Origin of the sequence: Neorhizobium sp. T25_13 (assembly GCF_002968675.1) — a bacterium.
Taxonomy (GTDB): Bacteria; Pseudomonadota; Alphaproteobacteria; order Rhizobiales; family Rhizobiaceae; genus Neorhizobium; species Neorhizobium tomejilense.
In genome coordinates, this window is sequence record NZ_PVBI01000004.1 from 242,810 (window position 1) to 258,204 (window position 15,395).

12 protein-coding genes are annotated in these 15,395 nt (G+C 62.1%); 7 read left to right on the plus strand and 5 right to left on the minus strand.

The features are described from left to right. Positions 1–32: 32 nt before the first annotated feature. Both C5J22_RS11355 and C5J22_RS11360 read left to right on the plus strand, forming a co-directional pair. Complete coding sequence (locus tag C5J22_RS11355; protein ID WP_105438307.1) at positions 33–668, plus strand: LysE family translocator; 636 nt, start codon at positions 33–35, stop codon at positions 666–668. A 101-nt stretch (positions 669–769) separates the two neighbouring features. Next, complete coding sequence (locus C5J22_RS11360; protein WP_245440348.1) at positions 770–1,885, plus strand: transglycosylase SLT domain-containing protein; 1,116 nt, start codon at positions 770–772, stop codon at positions 1,883–1,885. A 42-nt stretch (positions 1,886–1,927) separates the two neighbouring features. Here the strand turns inward: C5J22_RS11360 and C5J22_RS11365 are convergent, their stop codons facing one another. After that, positions 1,928–3,280: a serine hydrolase gene (locus C5J22_RS11365; RefSeq protein WP_105438514.1), complete on the minus strand. Its 1,353-nt coding sequence runs from the start codon at positions 3,278–3,280 to the stop codon at positions 1,928–1,930. Between the two features lie 166 nt (positions 3,281–3,446). On the opposite strand from C5J22_RS11365, the gene C5J22_RS11370 reads away from it, so the two are divergent. The 5 genes from C5J22_RS11370 (at position 3,447) to C5J22_RS11390 (ending at position 8,667) form a co-directional block, all read left to right on the plus strand. Then, a complete protein-coding gene (locus tag C5J22_RS11370; protein ID WP_105438308.1) occupies positions 3,447–4,694 on the plus strand; it encodes a DUF3419 family protein in 1,248 nt (415 codons plus the stop codon). A gap of 11 nt (positions 4,695–4,705) precedes the next feature. Further along, complete coding sequence (locus C5J22_RS11375) at positions 4,706–5,362, plus strand: class I SAM-dependent methyltransferase (protein WP_245440349.1); 657 nt, start codon at positions 4,706–4,708, stop codon at positions 5,360–5,362. A gap of 145 nt (positions 5,363–5,507) precedes the next feature. Next, positions 5,508–6,293, plus strand: a complete 786-nt coding sequence (locus tag C5J22_RS11380) for a GH25 family lysozyme (RefSeq protein WP_105438515.1) — start codon at positions 5,508–5,510, stop codon at positions 6,291–6,293. A 142-nt stretch (positions 6,294–6,435) separates the two neighbouring features. Continuing rightward, positions 6,436–7,638, plus strand: a complete 1,203-nt coding sequence (locus tag C5J22_RS11385) for a lytic murein transglycosylase (RefSeq protein WP_105438310.1) — start codon at positions 6,436–6,438, stop codon at positions 7,636–7,638. A 99-nt stretch (positions 7,639–7,737) separates the two neighbouring features. Beyond that, the gene (locus tag C5J22_RS11390) at positions 7,738–8,667 is read left to right on the plus strand and encodes a DMT family transporter (RefSeq protein ID WP_105438311.1); all 930 of its coding nucleotides are present in this window, start codon (positions 7,738–7,740) and stop codon (positions 8,665–8,667) included. Positions 8,668–9,084: 417 nt separating this feature from the next. Here C5J22_RS11390 and metF read toward each other — a convergent pair whose 3' ends face one another. From metF to ettA, 4 genes are all read right to left on the minus strand, one after another. Next, the gene (metF, locus tag C5J22_RS11395; protein ID WP_105415616.1) at positions 9,085–9,972 is read right to left on the minus strand and encodes a methylenetetrahydrofolate reductase [NAD(P)H]; all 888 of its coding nucleotides are present in this window, start codon (positions 9,970–9,972) and stop codon (positions 9,085–9,087) included. Positions 9,973–9,985: 13 nt separating this feature from the next. Then, positions 9,986–10,984, minus strand: coding sequence for a metalloregulator ArsR/SmtB family transcription factor (locus tag C5J22_RS11400; protein ID WP_105438312.1), 999 nt, complete (start codon positions 10,982–10,984; stop codon positions 9,986–9,988). Between the two features lie 151 nt (positions 10,985–11,135). After that, on the minus strand, positions 11,136–13,433 hold the full coding sequence (locus tag C5J22_RS11405) for a methyl-accepting chemotaxis protein (RefSeq protein WP_105438516.1): 2,298 nt from the start codon (positions 13,431–13,433) through the stop codon (positions 11,136–11,138). 222 nt (positions 13,434–13,655) lie between these two features. Continuing rightward, the gene (ettA, locus tag C5J22_RS11410; RefSeq protein ID WP_105438313.1) at positions 13,656–15,305 is read right to left on the minus strand and encodes an energy-dependent translational throttle protein EttA; all 1,650 of its coding nucleotides are present in this window, start codon (positions 15,303–15,305) and stop codon (positions 13,656–13,658) included. Between the last annotated feature and the right edge of the window lie 90 nt (positions 15,306–15,395).

Genomic DNA, 15,395 nt, shown 5'->3' on the forward strand with positions numbered 1-15,395 from the left:
CGCCGCTCAACAAGCGTCCGGGAGGAAATGGAATGACGGCTGACATCTGGCTCGCTTTTGCTGCGACCGCGATCTTTCTCGCCCTCCTTCCGAGCCCTATCGCTTGTCTGACTGCCAGTTTCTCTCTCCAGCGCGGTCGCCGCACGGCGATCGCGACGGTCCCAGGGCTTGCCGTCGGAATGTCGGCGGCCCTGATCGTGGCGATGATCCCCATGGCCCTGATCGCCGTCTATCTTCCCAAGCTCATCGACGTGATCTCCTGGGCAGGGCTCGGTTATCTGATGCTCTATGTGATCTGGTCCTACCAGGACCCGCGAATCTCCGGCCCGATTGCCGATAACGACAATCTTCCCGAATGTCGGGCAGCGCGAATCTTCGGATGCCTGTTCGGCAAGTCCGCCTTCCGGGCGCGTTATGCGATCGTCCTTGCAGCCGTGCTCGCCCAGTTCGTCGATCCCGACCGCTCCCTCCTGCCCCAGCTTCTCGAAATGCAGGCGACCTTCCTTGTCTGCGCTGCGCTTGGAGCCGGAATTCACGTGCTTTTTCCGCGCCGAGTACTCAACCGCCGGCGGCGGCCCGCCAACTTCAACTCCGCCTCACGCAAGCCCCAGACGCGCTTCATTTCGCGGCGCGCGGTCACAGCCGGCTATCGCCGGATCGCCGCCTGACGCTCGCCATCTTGTCGGACGCTGCCCAATAGGTTAATCAAAACACTCTTTTGGTGGCGTTTGGGCGGACTGGGGTAACCATTTTTCATGAAAGCGACCCAATGGCGATAATCCGATTCCTCGGCCGCGGGACGGCTGTGGCGTGCGCCGTTTCTTCGGTTTTGGCCGGATGTTCGAGCGTCGAGCGCGAGCAAAAGCTTGCAGCGACACAGACCGTTGCCCCGACCAGCGGCCAGGCGACCGGACCTGTCCAGACGGCCTCCGCGGATGGCCAGACGACTATCCAGTACAAATCCGATCTCCCGGTAAACGGGCAGGCCCAGACTGCAGGCCAGATGACCCCTCCGGGTGTTCAGGTCGCCTCGGCCGTCCAGACCGTCGGCACGCAGCCAACCGTGGCACTCGCCAAGACCGCAAGACTTCCCGTGCCGGTGCCCGCCGCCGCTGATGCGATGTCCGTTCAATCCGCCGCAATGGCATCGCCCACCATGGCGCCGCTCGTCGCTTTCGCCCCCGCGCCCGGCCCGGCGATGATGCCGCCGCCCGTTGCTCGCACCACATCGACAATTCTCGCGTCGGCCCAGCCGGCGAACCTTGCGGCGCCAAAGGGCGGACGCCTGGTGTCGCCGCCCATCGCGCCAGCGGTCAGCGAAGGCAAGATCCAGCCGGCGGCAGCTTCGGCGATCGCGCTGGACGAACGGGAACTGACACCGGACATGGTCGCGCTTCAGACCGTCGTGCCGACCCCACGCCCGGACACTGCGACGCTCGCCTATGCAGCGCAGCCGAGAGCCGTTGCCGCCTTGTCCGCCGTGGAATTCCCGCCGGCTCCCGGCGAGCCGATGCCGTCCACGGCCACCGGTGCGCCGCCGGAATTGAGCAAGCTCATCAAGCGCTATGCGGGCATGTACGGCGTGCCGGAATCGCTGGTGCACCGCGTCGTGCATCGGGAAAGCAAATACGATCCCAAGGCCTATCACAAGAACGGCTACTGGGGCCTCATGCAGATCAAGTATTCGACCGCCAAGTCCATGGGCTACGAAGGCCCACCGGCCGGCCTGCTCGATGCCGAGACCAACCTCAAATACGCGATCAAATATCTGCGCGGCGCCTGGCTTGTCGCCGACAACAGAAACGACAATGCCATCAAGCTTTATGCGCGCGGCTATTATTACGACGCCAAACGCAAGAACATGCTGGACGTCCTGGAGAAATAGCCGGGCTGAAAGTGCCTTGATTGAAAATGTTTCAACGGCGCCTCAGGGCGCCGTTGTTGTTTTCACCACTTCTGCGACCAGCCGGGTCGGATCGTAACGGTTCCAGCTCGGCGTCAGCCCGAGCCGCACCACCACCAGATCGAGCGACGGAATGACCGTGATGGTCTGCCCATCATGCCCCTGCAGGAAAAACGCATCCGCCGGAATGTCTGGATTATTCTTGCCCGGCAGCCACGTCTGCATTTTCGAATAACGGCCGTTCGACGTGGCGTTGGCCTGGTGCATCAGGGTGACGAAACCTTGCGGCAGGATCCGGTTGCCGTTCCAGACGCCGTCCCGCGCAAGCAGGAGCCCCATCCGCGCCCAGTCGCGCGCGGTCGCATACATATAGGAGCTGCCGACGAAGGTGCCTGCCGCATCGGCCTCCATGACGGCGCTTTCCATGCCGAGCGGGCCGAACAGCGCGTTGCGGGGATAGGACATCGCTGCGGCCCTGTCGCCGATCCGGTCCATCCAGATTTTCGAGAGCATCACGGCCGTGCCGGAAGAATAGCCGAACCGCGTGCCGGGATCGGCCTCGAGCGGCTGGTCGGCCGCAAAGCTCGCCATGTCCGGCTCGAGATAGAGCATGCGGGTCACATCCGCCACCGCGCCGTAATTCTCGTTGAAGGCGAGCCCGCTTTCCATGGCGGCCAGGTCGGCAATCCGGATATCGCCGCGCTGGTTGCCCTGCCATTGCGGGAACAGGCCCTTGTCGTCCAGCGAAAGCTTTCCGTCTCGAATGAGCGTGCCGAGGATAGCAGCGTTCACGGTCTTGGTCATCGACCAGCCGAGCAGCGGCGTATCCTTGGAAAAGCCGGTCGAATAGGTCTCGCCGACGATCCGTCCCCGCTTGACCACGACCACCGCCCGAAGGCCCGGACCGGCAAGGACCGCATCTGAAAGAAGCCGCACAACCGACGGATTAGATTCGACTTTTCCGCCTTCCGGCCAAAGCATCGACGAATCAGCTGACGTAACGGCAGGCGCCGGAACGCCGGCAACAGCAGCCGGTGCCCCATCGGGCACGACGGCGCAGCCGAGCCCTTCGCGATAGACCGCGTCATTGCCGGCTAAAATGCCGAGCAGCGCGGCATGAACCCGCTTTTCCGTTCGATCGACGGAGACCCGCATCAATCTCAGAAGCGGGTGACCCGGAGCCTGCACGTCGACGGCGAGGACCTCGCTGCTGTCGCGGCCGGCAAGGAAGACGTTCGAGCAGATCATCTTGGCCGAATAGCCGCTTCCGACCCTCAGCAATTCCGGCGGCGATGTATAGAGCCAGATCCCGAGCCCGATCAGGCCGACGACGATGACGCCGCCGAGGATTTTTAAGAATCGCACCAACAACCGCATGCCTGCCTCCATTGCAAGGGCCGCATGCAATCAGGATTCTCGACGCCAAGGAAGGGGGTGCTCGGCCGCGTGGGGCCGATCGGGGGACTGGCCACAGGCGGCGTCATCAATCTGTAGCATGACAGGTTTACACGCGCTGAAACTCTGGACAAAGCGGGACTCGACCATGGCGGATATTGCACAGGAAGCCGGTTTTCTGAAAAACCAGAAGCTGAAGGACGCCCTTCTGCAGCATAAAGCTCTATCCCGGCAGGGTTTCTCAGAAAGGCTTTTCGGCCTCCTGTTCTCCGGTCTCGTCTATCCTCAGATCTGGGAAGACCCGGAAGTCGACATGACCGCCATGGAGCTTTCCGGCGAGCATTCGATCGTCACCATCGGTTCCGGCGGCTGCAACATGCTCGCCTATCTGTCCCGCTCGCCGAAGAAGATCGACGTCGTCGACCTCAACCCGCATCACGTCGCGCTGAACCGCCTGAAGCTCGCAGCCTTCCGCCACCTGCCCGGCCATGGCGATGTCGTGCGCCACTTCGGCATGGACGGCATCCGCACCAACAGCAAGAGCTACGACGCGTTCATCGCGCCGAATCTCGATGCCGCGACCCGCGCCTACTGGGACAAGCGCTCGCTCGCCGGCCGCCGTCGGATCGAAGTGTTCGACCGCAATATCTACAAGACCGGCCTGCTCGGCCGCTTCATCGGCGCCGGCCACCTGATCGCCCGCCTGCATGGCATCGACCTCACCCAAATGGCCGATGCCAAATCGTTGCGCGAACAACGCCAGTTCTTCGACGACCGCATCGCTCCGCTGTTCGACAGGCCGCTGATCCGCTGGATCACCAGCCGCAAGAGTTCGCTGTTCGGCCTCGGCATTCCGCCGCAGCAATATGACGAGCTGGCGAGCCTCGCCTCGGACGGATCGATCGCGCCGGTCCTGCGCCAGCGCCTCGAAAAGCTCGCCTGCCACTTCCCGCTGCGCGACAACTATTTCGCCTGGCAGGCCTTTATGCGCCGTTATCCAAAGCCGGAGGAAGGCACGCTGCCGACCTATCTCAAGGCTGAAAACTACCGCGCGATCCGCGACAATGCCGAGCGCGTCACGGTCCACCATGCCAGCTTCACGGAACTGCTGGCCCAGAAGTCCGCCGGTTCGGTCGATCGCTACGTCCTGCTCGACGCGCAGGATTGGATGACGGACGAGCAGTTGAACGACGTCTGGTCGGAAATCAGCCGCACGGCCGCTCCCGGCGCCCGCGTGATCTTCCGCACCGCCGCCGAAAAGAGCGTGCTCGACGGTCGCCTTTCCCCGGCCCTTTTCGACCAGTGGTCCTATCTGGAAGAGCGCTCCAACGAACTCAACCTGGAAGACCGGTCGGCAATTTACGGCGGTTTCCACATCTATGTGAAAAAAGCCTGATGGCGACGGATATGGCGAGTAACTCCCTGCCGACTGGCCACGCCGAGCGCATGGACCGGATGTACCGGTATCAGCGCCATATCTACGACATCACCCGCAAATATTACCTCTTCGGCCGCGACCGGGCGATTGCGGGATTGAATGTCCCGCCGAATGCCTCGCTGCTCGAAGTCGGCTGCGGCACGGGCCGCAACCTCGCCCTCGCCCACCGGCAATATCCGGCGGCCAGGCTCTATGGCCTCGATATTTCCGCCGAGATGCTGGAAAGCGCCAGGGCCAATTTCCGCGGCAAGCCGATCATCCCGGAATTTCGCGTCGCCGACGCCACCAATTTCAAGGCGGAAGAGTTCGGTGCGACCGGCTTCGATCGCATCCTGATTTCCTACGCCTTGTCGATGATTCCGGACTGGGAAAAGGCGATCGATGCCGCGCTTGCGGCCTTGGCGCCGCATGGCTCCCTCCATATCGTCGATTTCGGCCAGCAGGAACGGCTGCCAAGCTGGTTCGGGCGGTTCCTGAAGGCCTGGCTCATGCGTTTCCACGTCACGCCGCGGCCAAACCTGCACGAAGTGCTGGAAAGCAAGCTGACTGCGGCCGATGCCGACATGATCTTCGAGGAGATCGGCCGGGGTTATGCCTGGCATGCTGTCATCCGCCGCCGCGGCTGAAGCGTTGGGTTCCCGCATCTCCGGCATGAAATCCTCTTGCCCTAACCGATTTTTTACGACGTTATGGCGAATATGGAGTTCATGCCTCCCTGTGTTGCGTCGAACGGGGCAAGAGGCTTCCACGTCGACACCACACGGGATGTTCATGCCTCGGCTCCTTCTGGCCCTCCTTGCCACCGCGCTCCTTGCCACGGGATGCACATCCTCAAGCTATGACCTGATGGAAACGTCATCGGTCAAGAAGATGCGGTTCAAGGACAGTGACCCGCAGGATTTCGGCAAAACGCACCCTGGGCTCCACGAGGTCCACGGCATCGACGTCTCCAAGTGGAACGGCACCGATATCGACTGGCCCGCCGTGAAAAAATCCGGCATCGCCTTCGTCTTCATCAAGGCGACGGAAGGCAAGGATCGCATCGATTCGACCTTCGAGCTGAACTGGCGGGGCGCCGCATCGGCCGGCATTCCTTATGCCCCCTACCACTTCTATTATTTCTGCTCGACAGCCGACGAACAGGCCGACTGGTTCATCAACAACGTGCCCAGGGACGCGGTGAAGCTGCCGCCGGTCCTCGACATGGAATGGAACCAGTCCTCGCCGACCTGCAAGACCCGTCCCGATCCCGAGACCGTTCGTGCGTCGATGCAGCGCTTCATGGACCGTCTCGAGGCCTATTACGGCAAGCGTCCGATCATCTACACGTCAGTGGATTTCCACCGGGACAATCTGGTCGGTGCCTTCAGCAACCACCACTTCTGGCTCCGCGCCGTGGCGCAGCATCCGACCAAGATCTACCCCGATCGCCGCTGGGCTTTCTGGCAGTATACCTCGACGGGCGTCGTGCCGGGCATCAAGGGCGAGATGGATATCAACGTCTTTGCGGGCACGTCCAAGAACTGGCACAACTGGGTTGCGGCAGTCTCAAAGTAAGCCCCGTGCACCCGACGAAACAGGTGTCTGGCAATGTGTGAGCAGTTGCGATAAAAACTGCGCCAACACGGCTGCCGTCCACGTTTCGGTCACAAAATTTTCCGAGATCGGACGGCGCTTACTCAGATTCTAGGAACGCCGAATGTCCGCTCGCTTTGCCCGCCGCCTCGCCCTTGCCTCCGTCATCACCAGTTGCCTTGCCTCCACCGCTCTCGCCCAGGCCCCGGCTACCACCTGCGGCGGCGATCTCGGCGCTTTCCTCGACGGCGTCAAGGCGGAAGCCATTTCCAAGGGCGCCTCGGCAAGCGCGGTAGACGAAGCGCTCGCCGGCGCCCAGATCGACCAGAAAGTCCTGTCCCGCGACCGGGCTCAGGGCGTCTTCCGCCAGACCTTCCTAGAGTTTTCGCAGCGCACCGTCAGCCAGGCGCGCCTCGACATCGGCCGCCAGAAAATCAAGCAGTATGCGGAGGTCTTCGCCCGAGCTGAGAAGGAATTCGGCGTGGCGCCCGGCGTCATCACCGCCTTCTGGGGAATGGAGACCGATTTCGGCGCCGTGCAGGGTGATTTCAACACCCGCAATGCACTGGTGACGCTCGCGCATGACTGCCGTCGCCCGCAGCTTTTCCGCCCGCAGCTGATCGCCCTGATCGAGATGGTCCAGCACGGCGACCTCAATCCTTCGACCAACACGGGCGCATGGGCCGGCGAGATCGGCCAGGTGCAGATGCTCCCCGAGGATATTATCGCGCACGGCGTCGATGGTGACGGCGATGGCCATATCAACGTCAAGGCCAGTTCCCCGGACGCTATCCTCACGGCCGCAAAATTCATCCAGAGCATGGGTTTCAAGCCTGGCCAGCCGTGGATCCAGGAAGTGACGCTGCCGGAGAACCTCCCCTGGGACAGGTCCGGCCTCGGCAACGAGATCCCGGCCAGCGAATGGTTCAAGCTCGGCGTCACCCCGCGCGACGGCGCCACCAACTTCGGCAACCTGCCCGCAGCCCTCATCCTGCCGCAGGGTCGCAAGGGACCGGCCTTCCTGACCTATCCGAACTTCAGCATCTACCTGGAATGGAACCAGTCGTTCATCTACACGACCTCGGCCGCCTATTTCGCAACCCGGCTTTCCGGTGCTCCGACCTATCTGAAGGGCACGCCGGACCAGGGCCTGGACGACACCGGCATGAAGGCGCTGCAGACCAAGCTGGAAGCGCTCGGCCACAATATCGGCAAGGTCGACGGCATCCTGGGGTCGGGCACGCGCCAGGCCGTCCAGAAGGAACAGGCACGCCTTGGCCAGCCAGCCGACGGCTGGCCGACCCAGACCCTGCTCTCCGCGCTCTGAAATACAATCTCTGAATACAATCGCCGCCCGACCGAAATCGGGTGGCGGTTCGTGGAACAAAGAGATATCCCCTGACCTTGACTGTGAGGGGGATTTTGCATGACAACCGCCGCCATTCCGAAGCCCAGTGCCACCGCCTGGGCCCTGATCCTGCTGCTCGGGCTGATCTGGGGCGGATCGTTCTTCTTCGCGCGCGTCGCAGTCGTGGAAGTGCCGCCCTTCACCCTCGTCTTCCTGCGCCTGTTCCTGGCAGCGGCGGCGCTGCACATCTATCTGCACGGCCGGTTCGGGCTTTATGCGACGCTTAGAACCCACTGGCGGTCCTTCCTGGTCATGGGCTTCATCAACAACGCCCTTCCCCATACGCTGATCTTCTTCGGCCAGACCGAGATCGGCGCCGGTCTCGCTTCGATCCTCAACGCGACCACGCCGATCTGGACGGTGCTGATCGCCAACCGCTGGACGGCCGACGAAAAACTGACGCCGGCAAAAATCGCCGGCTGCCTTGCGGGTCTTGCCGGGACGGCCGTGCTGATCGGTCCAGGCGTCACGGCGGCCGCGTCCGCGCCGCTCTGGGCGCTGATCCTGCCGATCCTTGCGGCAATCTCCTACGGAGTGGCCGGCACCTACGGCAAACGTTTCCGCGGCCTGCCAGCGCCGGTCAGCGCCACCGGACAACTCACGGCCTCCAGCCTGATGATGCTGCCCGTGTCGCTGCTCGCCGACCAGCCCTGGGCGCTGCCCGCCCCATCGACGCATGCCGTCCTTGCGATCCTCGCCCTGGCGCTTTTGTCGACGGCGTTCGCCTATCTCCTCTATTTCCGTATCCTTGGGATGGCCGGAGCGACGAATGCCTCTCTGGTTACGCTCGTCGTGCCCCCGAGCGCGATCCTTCTCGGCGCGCTTTTCCTCGGCGAAAGATTGGAGGCGACCGACCTCATCGGCATGCTGCTGATCGGTTTCGGCCTGGTCCTGCTCGACGGAAGGCTCCTTCGCAGGCGCAACAATTCGCCGTCCGGCGCGTCGTAACGGATCGAAACCATCACGGAATATGTCAGAAGTTAACAGCCGTACACGGCTTTTTAACTCTGCGGAAATTAAGATTAACGGATGCTTTACCGATAAAAATCAGCGACTTACGAGATCCGTGCAGGGATAAGGTGAACAGGCGAACGGCGCTGCAGCATAGAAATACGCTTCCCAACCGGCACAAAACCGACATAAAGTCTGCCCGTCAACGCAAGGAGGCAGACATGGGACGTACATACTCTCTCAATGTCTTGGTAGTCAGTGCAGCGTTTGTGTTTGTGGCATCCATGCTCTTCATTTGAGCGCCACCAGTTCCACTACCAGTTCAAGATATCGCATCCAAGACCGTTTGATAATCAGCACTTCCGGTGAAAACGCATGCTCCTTTCGTAGGAGCATGCGTTTTTTTCATTGCGCTCAGGCCGCGGCGATCCGCGGTGTGCGGATCTGCCGGCGGCCAAGCCGCTGAAGGACGGCGGAGACGAGCGGTGCGCGGTTCATCGTGTAGATATGGAAGTCGCCAAGGCCGCGGCGGATCAGATCCTCGATCTGTTCGGCGGCGATGTCGGCAGCCACGCTGGCGCGATCCTCGGGCTTGTCGTCCAGCCCTTCGAAACGGGCATCCAGGAAAGACGGAACCGAGGAACCGCAGCGTCCGGCGAAACGCTTGAGCTGGGTCAGGTTCTGGATCGGCATGATGCCCGGCACGATCGGGATCGCGATGCCTGCGGCGCGGACCTTTTCGAGGTAACGTTCAAAAACGTCATTGTCGAAGAAGAACTGGGTCAGTGCCCGGGCGGCGCCGGCATCCGCCTTGCGCTTGAGCATTTCGATGTCTGCGCCAAGATCGGCGCTTTCCGGATGTTTTTCGGGATAGGCGGAGACGGAAATGTCGAAGCCGCCGAGTTCCGTCAGGCCGCGCACCAGCTCCGCTGCATTGGCATAACCCTGCGGATGCGGGCGATAGTCCGTGCCGACACCGCTCGCCGGATCGCCGCGCAGGGCAACGATGTGGCGGATGCCGGCGGCGCGATACTCGCCGACGACGGAATGGGTTTCTTCGCGCGTGGCATCGACGCAGGTCAGATGTGCGGCGGTTGCAAGCGAGGTTTCGCCGACCAGGCGGCGCACCGTGTTGATCGTCGGCGCCTTGGTCGAACCGCCCGCACCATAGGTGACCGAAACGAACCTCGGATCCCAGAGCGCCAGTTCATCGACCGTATCCCAGAGCTGGCCTTCCATCTCTTCCGACTTCGGCGGAAAGAATTCGAAGGAAACGCTGAAAGTTTCGCTATCGGCGGTCATTGGTTCAGCTCCCTTAAAGGACGGTTTGCGATTGGGCGGATGCATGATGGGCGGCGATCAGCAGGCGGCGGTCGCGGGCGAGCCAGACAGTGGCCGTGAGCCCGCCTTCCTTGCCGGAACCAAGATCGAGCGCCTGCTCGACTTCGAGGCCGACCTTCTCGAGCCACTCCGCCATCACCTGATGGGAGAAGCCGAGACGCACATGGGCATGGTCGTTGCGCAGGTATTCGAGCGTATGGGGCGCGAGATCGACGATCAGCAGGCGGCCGCCCGGACGCAGCACGCGGGCTGCCTCGGCGATCGCCAATTCCGGCTGGTCGAGGAAGTGCAGTACCTGGTGAACGGTGATCAGGTCGAAATCCTGGCCTTCGAGCGGCAGGTTGAGAATGTCGCCATGCCGGACGGATGCCTTGACGATACCGGCCTTGTCGAGATTGGACCGAGCGACCGAGAGCATGTCACGGCTCGCGTCGATGCCAACGGCACGACGGTAGATGTTGGACAGAAGCTGGAGGATCCAGCCGGTGCCGGTGCCGAGATCGAGAAGCGCGTCGACGGGCGTCGGGCCAATCAGCTTGAGCAACGCCGATTCGACTGCCGCGTCGCTGATATGCAGGCGGCGAAGCTCGTCCCATTCGGATGCGTTGCGCGTGAAATAGGCCTGGGCGCGTTCGGCACGCAGGCGTTTGACCGTCGTCAGCCGCTCGCTGTCCCGAAGCAGGACCGGATCCTCCTCCGAGGAGGCGGCAAGCAGCGTCCTCACCAGCGTTGCCGCCTTGCCTTCCTGCTTCAGCCGGAAATAGGCCCAGGCGCCTTCCTGATAGCGATCGATCAGCGCCTCTTCGGCAAGCAGCTTCAGGTGCCGCGAAATGCGCGGCTGCGATTGGCCCAGGATTTCGGTAAGATCGGTGACGGTGAGATCCCCGGCAGCGAGAAGCGCAAGCAGGCGGAAGCGCGTCGGCTCGCCGGCTGTTTTCAGTACGTCCACCAGGGTGTCGAGCGCCAATCCCATTCAGCCGCATCCTTACGCAATCAAGATATAAAGATATGTTTATATCGTTTTGCCGTTCTATGCAAGCGGCAACTGATGGATCCGAGGAGGTCGCCTGAAACGCAGAAGGCGGCTGAAGCCGCCCTCTCAAGTTCTGTTTGTGCCGGGAAGATCAGAATTCTTCCCACTCGTCGGCCGATTGCGCGAGGGCCGTATTTCCGCGGGAAACCGGAGCGCGCGCCGGCATCGGACGGCTCGGCGCGGCGGCGACCGGGCGCGGGGCCGGAGCCGGCGGCGCGCGCATGCGGCTCGCCGTCTCGCGAAGCTGGCCCGAGGCGCTGCTGCCGAGCTGGAAGTGCGAGAGGAGATCGCTGAGCTTGCCGCTCTCCTGGGCAAGACCGGCGCCTGCGGCGTTCATCTCTTCGACCATCGCGGCATTCTGCTGGGTCGACTGGTCCATGTGGTTGACAGCGGTGTTGACCTGCGCAAGGCCGACCGACTGTTCCTGTGCCGCGATTGCGATCGCATCCATGTGACCGTTGACGGTCTGAACCAGTTGCTCGATGACGCTGAGCCCCTCGCCCGTCTCGCTGACGAGCTTGACGCCTTCGCTGACGGCAACCGCCGAGTTGGAGATCAGCGACTTGATTTCCTTGGCGGCGTTTGCCGAGCGCTGGGCGAGTTCGCGGACCTCCTGCGCGACGACCGCAAAGCCCTTGCCGGCTTCACCGGCACGCGCCGCTTCCACGCCGGCGTTCAGTGCCAGCAGGTTGGTCTGGAAAGCGATCTCGTCGATGACGCCGATGATGTTGGAAATCTGGCTGGACGATTTCTCGATCCGCTCCATGGCAGCAACCGCGTTGCGGACGACCTGGCCCGACTGGTCCGCGCGGGTCCGCGCGTCGCGGACGACGTCGCGGGCCTCGCCGGTGCGCTTCGAGGTCGAAACGACGTTGGCGGTGATCTCTTCGAGTGCTGCCGCCGTTTCTTCCAGCGAAGCAGCCTGCTGCTCGGTGCGCTTCGACAGGTTGTCGGACGCGTCGGAGATTTCCCTCGAACCGCTGGTGACGGTCGAAACCGAATTGCCGACGCTGAGCAGCGCGTCGCGCAGCTGGCGGACCGAGGTATTGAAGTCGTGGCGCAGGCCTTCGAACTGCGGCGCCAAGGCTTCGTTCACTTCGCAAAGCATGTCGCCGGCGGCAAGACGGCGAAGGTTGGCGGCGAGCGCACCGGTCGCCTGGGTCAGCTTCGCCTCGGTATCCGCCTCGCTCTGGCGCTGCATTTCGATGCGCTCGGCTTCCGAGCGGCGGCGGGTGGCCTCTGCTTCGGCTTCCAGGTCAAGATTGCGGATCGCGGCTTCGCGGAAAACTTCGACCGAGCGGGCCATGGCGCCGATCTCGTCCTTGCGGTCAGCGTAGGGGATAGCCTCCTCGGTATTGCCGGAGGCAAGGCTTGCCATACGGTCGCCGACCCGACGAATTGATTTGGATAGCTGGCGAGCGATCACGACTGACAGGGCAATGGCGGCGATGACAAACGCGCCAAGCAGCGTCAGCGACGTCACCAATGAATTGTAGGAATTGCCAAGCTTGGACGTGGCTTGCGCGTGGACGCTCGCTGCGGTTTCAACCAACAACTGACCAACGAAGTCGCGACGCGATGCCATTGCCCTGGTCCAGTTGTCCAGATCGGCAGGAGCAGGCGTGAAGGCCGTATTCTTCGCCATTTCCTCGATCCTTTGCTGAACCACTCGACCTGGGGCCGACTGCATGAATGTGTCCAGCTGGGAAACAATCGTAGGATTTACGAACTCGCGCACGAGCTGACCGTAGATGCGGATCTGGGTCGTTGCAGCACCGAAGCGAGCAAACTCTTCAAGTGAAAGCGTACCGTTCTTGGTATATTGCATACCGATCCGGTTAAGAACGAGAAAACCTTCATTATACTGCAGCAGGGCGCCGTAGCCGGTTACTCCCTGCTGGAGATCGCGATCCTCCATGATATTGCCGGTTCGCGCGGTCAGCTGAATGGAGGATGCGGAAAGCGGCTGCAGATAGAGAAGCGGCACCATCGCATCGATAGGTCCGGCGTCCACCTTACCGCGGAATTCCGAAATCTTGGCATATCGCTCGTCGAGAGTGCGCTTGATGTCGGTCAAGAGCGCGTCGGCATAGCCGGCACTGACCACTTCGTTATAGCCTGCAACGATTGCCTTATAGGCCTCATCGGTTTTCTGGCGCATCTGGCTGCGCTGATCGGGCGAAGCTGCACTTTCAACCGGCAAGGCAAGCATCAGCCGTCCACTCGCCCCAGCCAGACGCTCGAGGGCCGCCGCGCCGGAGAGTTTTTGATAAGCGCCGTAGCTATTCAACGTGACGAAAGCGCCGAGCCCAATCACGGCCAGGAGCGGAACGGCAGCAAGAAGCGTCAACGATGTACGGAAAGGCAGACGTTCGATCAAACGCAGCATGAAAAACCCTTTGAAGCGGGCCGTCATCATGACAGCGTCAAGACCCAGGCGGACATGGTCTCCCGGCCCGAAAATGCGCCGCCAATCTTTGCGATTGTCTTTATCGGGCTACGTCAGAAATACCCATAATTTTGGGGGTTCGAATTTTAGCTTTTATTAATCTTGCATAAAACGAAAACCCCGGCAGAGCCGGGGTTTTGAATTAGGTGAAGCTAAAAAAGATTAACGCGTCAGACGCTTGTGGGCCTGGCTGCCCGGGTTGAGGGCGTCGGGGCCGAGTCGGCGAACCTTGTCCTGCTCATAATCCTCGAAGTTGCCTTCAAACCATTCCACATGGCCGTCGCCTTCGAAGGCAAGGATATGCGTCGCCAGGCGGTCGAGGAACATGCGATCGTGGCTGATGATGATGGCGCAGCCGGCAAAGTTTTCCAGCGCGCTTTCCAGCGCCCCCAGCGTTTCCGTATCCAGGTCGTTGGTCGGTTCGTCGAGGAGGAGAACGTTGCCGCCGGCCTTCAGCATCTTGGCAAGGTGAACGCGGTTGCGCTGACCGCCCGAGAGGTTGCCGACCTTCTGCTGCTGATCGCCGCCCTTGAAGTTGAAGGCGCCGCAATAGGCACGGGAGTTCATGTCGAACTTGCCGAGCTTGATGATTTCGGCGCCGCCCGAGATTTCTTCCCAGACGGTCTTGTTGCCGTCCAGCGCATCGCGGCTCTGGTCGACATAACCGAGGTGGACAGTCTCGCCGACCCGGATCGAACCTGCATCCGGGGTTTCCTGGCCGGTGATCATCCGGAACAGCGTGGTCTTGCCGGCGCCGTTCGGACCGATAATGCCGACGATGCCGCCCGGCGGCAGCTTGATCGACAGGTTGTTGATCAGCGTGCGGCCTTCAAAGCCCTTGGTGATGCCTTCCATCTCGATGACCACCTGGCCGAGACGCTCGCTGACCGGGATGATGATCTGCGCGTCGCCGGGACGCTGCTTTTCGGCGGCGTCGACCAGCTGTTCGTAGGACTTGATACGCGCCTTGGACTTAGCCTGGCGCGCCTTCGGGCTGGATGCGATCCATTCCTGTTCGCGGCTGATCGCCTTCTGGCGGCCGGCTTCTTCGCGGTTTTCCTGCAGCATGCGCTTGGCCTTGGCGAGCAGGTAGGCCGAGTAATTGCCTTCGTACGGAATGCCGCGGCCACGGTCGAGCTCGAGGATCCAGCCGGTGACGTTGTCGAGGAAGTAGCGATCGTGGGTGATCATCATCACGGCGCCCGGATAGTCGCGCAGGTGCTTTTCGAGCCAGGCGATGGTTTCGGCGTCCAGATGGTTGGTCGGTTCGTCGAGCAGCAGCAGGTCCGGCTGCGACAGCAGGAGACGGCAGAGAGCGACGCGGCGGCGTTCACCGCCCGACAGGCTGGTGACTTCCGAATCGCGCGGCGGGCAGCGTAGTGCCTCCATCGCCATCTCGACCTGGCTTTCCAGATCCCACAGGTTCTGGCTGTCGATGACGTCCTGAAGCTTGGCGCCCTCGTCCGCGGTCTCGTCGGAATAGTTCATCATCAGTTCGTTGTAACGGTCGAGGACGGCCGTTTTCTTGGCGACGCCTTCCATGACGTTCTCGAAAACGGTCTTGGACTCGTCGAGATGCGGTTCCTGTTCGAGATAGCCGACGGTCGCGCCTTCTGCGAGCCAGGCTTCGCCGGTATATTCCTTGTCCTGACCGGCAATGATGCGCAGCACGGTCGACTTACCGGCGCCGTTCGGACCGAGGATACCGATCTTGGCGTCCGGGTAGAAAGACAGATTGACGTTCTCAAGGATTTTCTTGGCGCCGTAGGACTTGTTGAGTCCCGACATGTGATAGATGAACTGACGTGCCATGGATAAAAGTGCTCCGGGGGGAATTTCGGTTTGCCGCTATGTAGGCGAATTGGTGGCCGGGAGCAATGCGCGAACGGTCGAGGGAGCGAG

Excerpts from the sequence above, each read along its gene's own strand:
- metF (WP_105415616.1), bottom strand. The coding sequence starts at position 9,972 with ATGACCGCCGATAGCGAAACTTTCAGCGTTTCCTTCGAATTCTTTCCG.
- C5J22_RS11370 (WP_105438308.1), top strand. The coding sequence starts at position 3,447 with ATGGCGGATATTGCACAGGAAGCCGGTTTTCTGAAAAACCAGAAGCTG.
- C5J22_RS11400 (WP_105438312.1), bottom strand. The coding sequence starts at position 10,984 with ATGGGATTGGCGCTCGACACCCTGGTGGACGTACTGAAAACAGCCGGC.
- C5J22_RS11365 (WP_105438514.1), bottom strand. The coding sequence starts at position 3,280 with ATGCGGTTGTTGGTGCGATTCTTAAAAATCCTCGGCGGCGTCATCGTC.
- C5J22_RS11360 (WP_245440348.1), top strand. The coding sequence starts at position 770 with ATGGCGATAATCCGATTCCTCGGCCGCGGGACGGCTGTGGCGTGCGCC.
- ettA (WP_105438313.1), bottom strand. The coding sequence starts at position 15,305 with ATGGCACGTCAGTTCATCTATCACATGTCGGGACTCAACAAGTCCTAC.
- C5J22_RS11390 (WP_105438311.1), top strand. The coding sequence starts at position 7,738 with ATGACAACCGCCGCCATTCCGAAGCCCAGTGCCACCGCCTGGGCCCTG.
- C5J22_RS11375 (WP_245440349.1), top strand. The coding sequence starts at position 4,706 with ATGGCGAGTAACTCCCTGCCGACTGGCCACGCCGAGCGCATGGACCGG.
- C5J22_RS11355 (WP_105438307.1), top strand. The coding sequence starts at position 33 with ATGACGGCTGACATCTGGCTCGCTTTTGCTGCGACCGCGATCTTTCTC.
- C5J22_RS11380 (WP_105438515.1), top strand. The coding sequence starts at position 5,508 with ATGCCTCGGCTCCTTCTGGCCCTCCTTGCCACCGCGCTCCTTGCCACG.
- C5J22_RS11385 (WP_105438310.1), top strand. The coding sequence starts at position 6,436 with ATGTCCGCTCGCTTTGCCCGCCGCCTCGCCCTTGCCTCCGTCATCACC.
- C5J22_RS11405 (WP_105438516.1), bottom strand. The coding sequence starts at position 13,433 with ATGCTGCGTTTGATCGAACGTCTGCCTTTCCGTACATCGTTGACGCTT.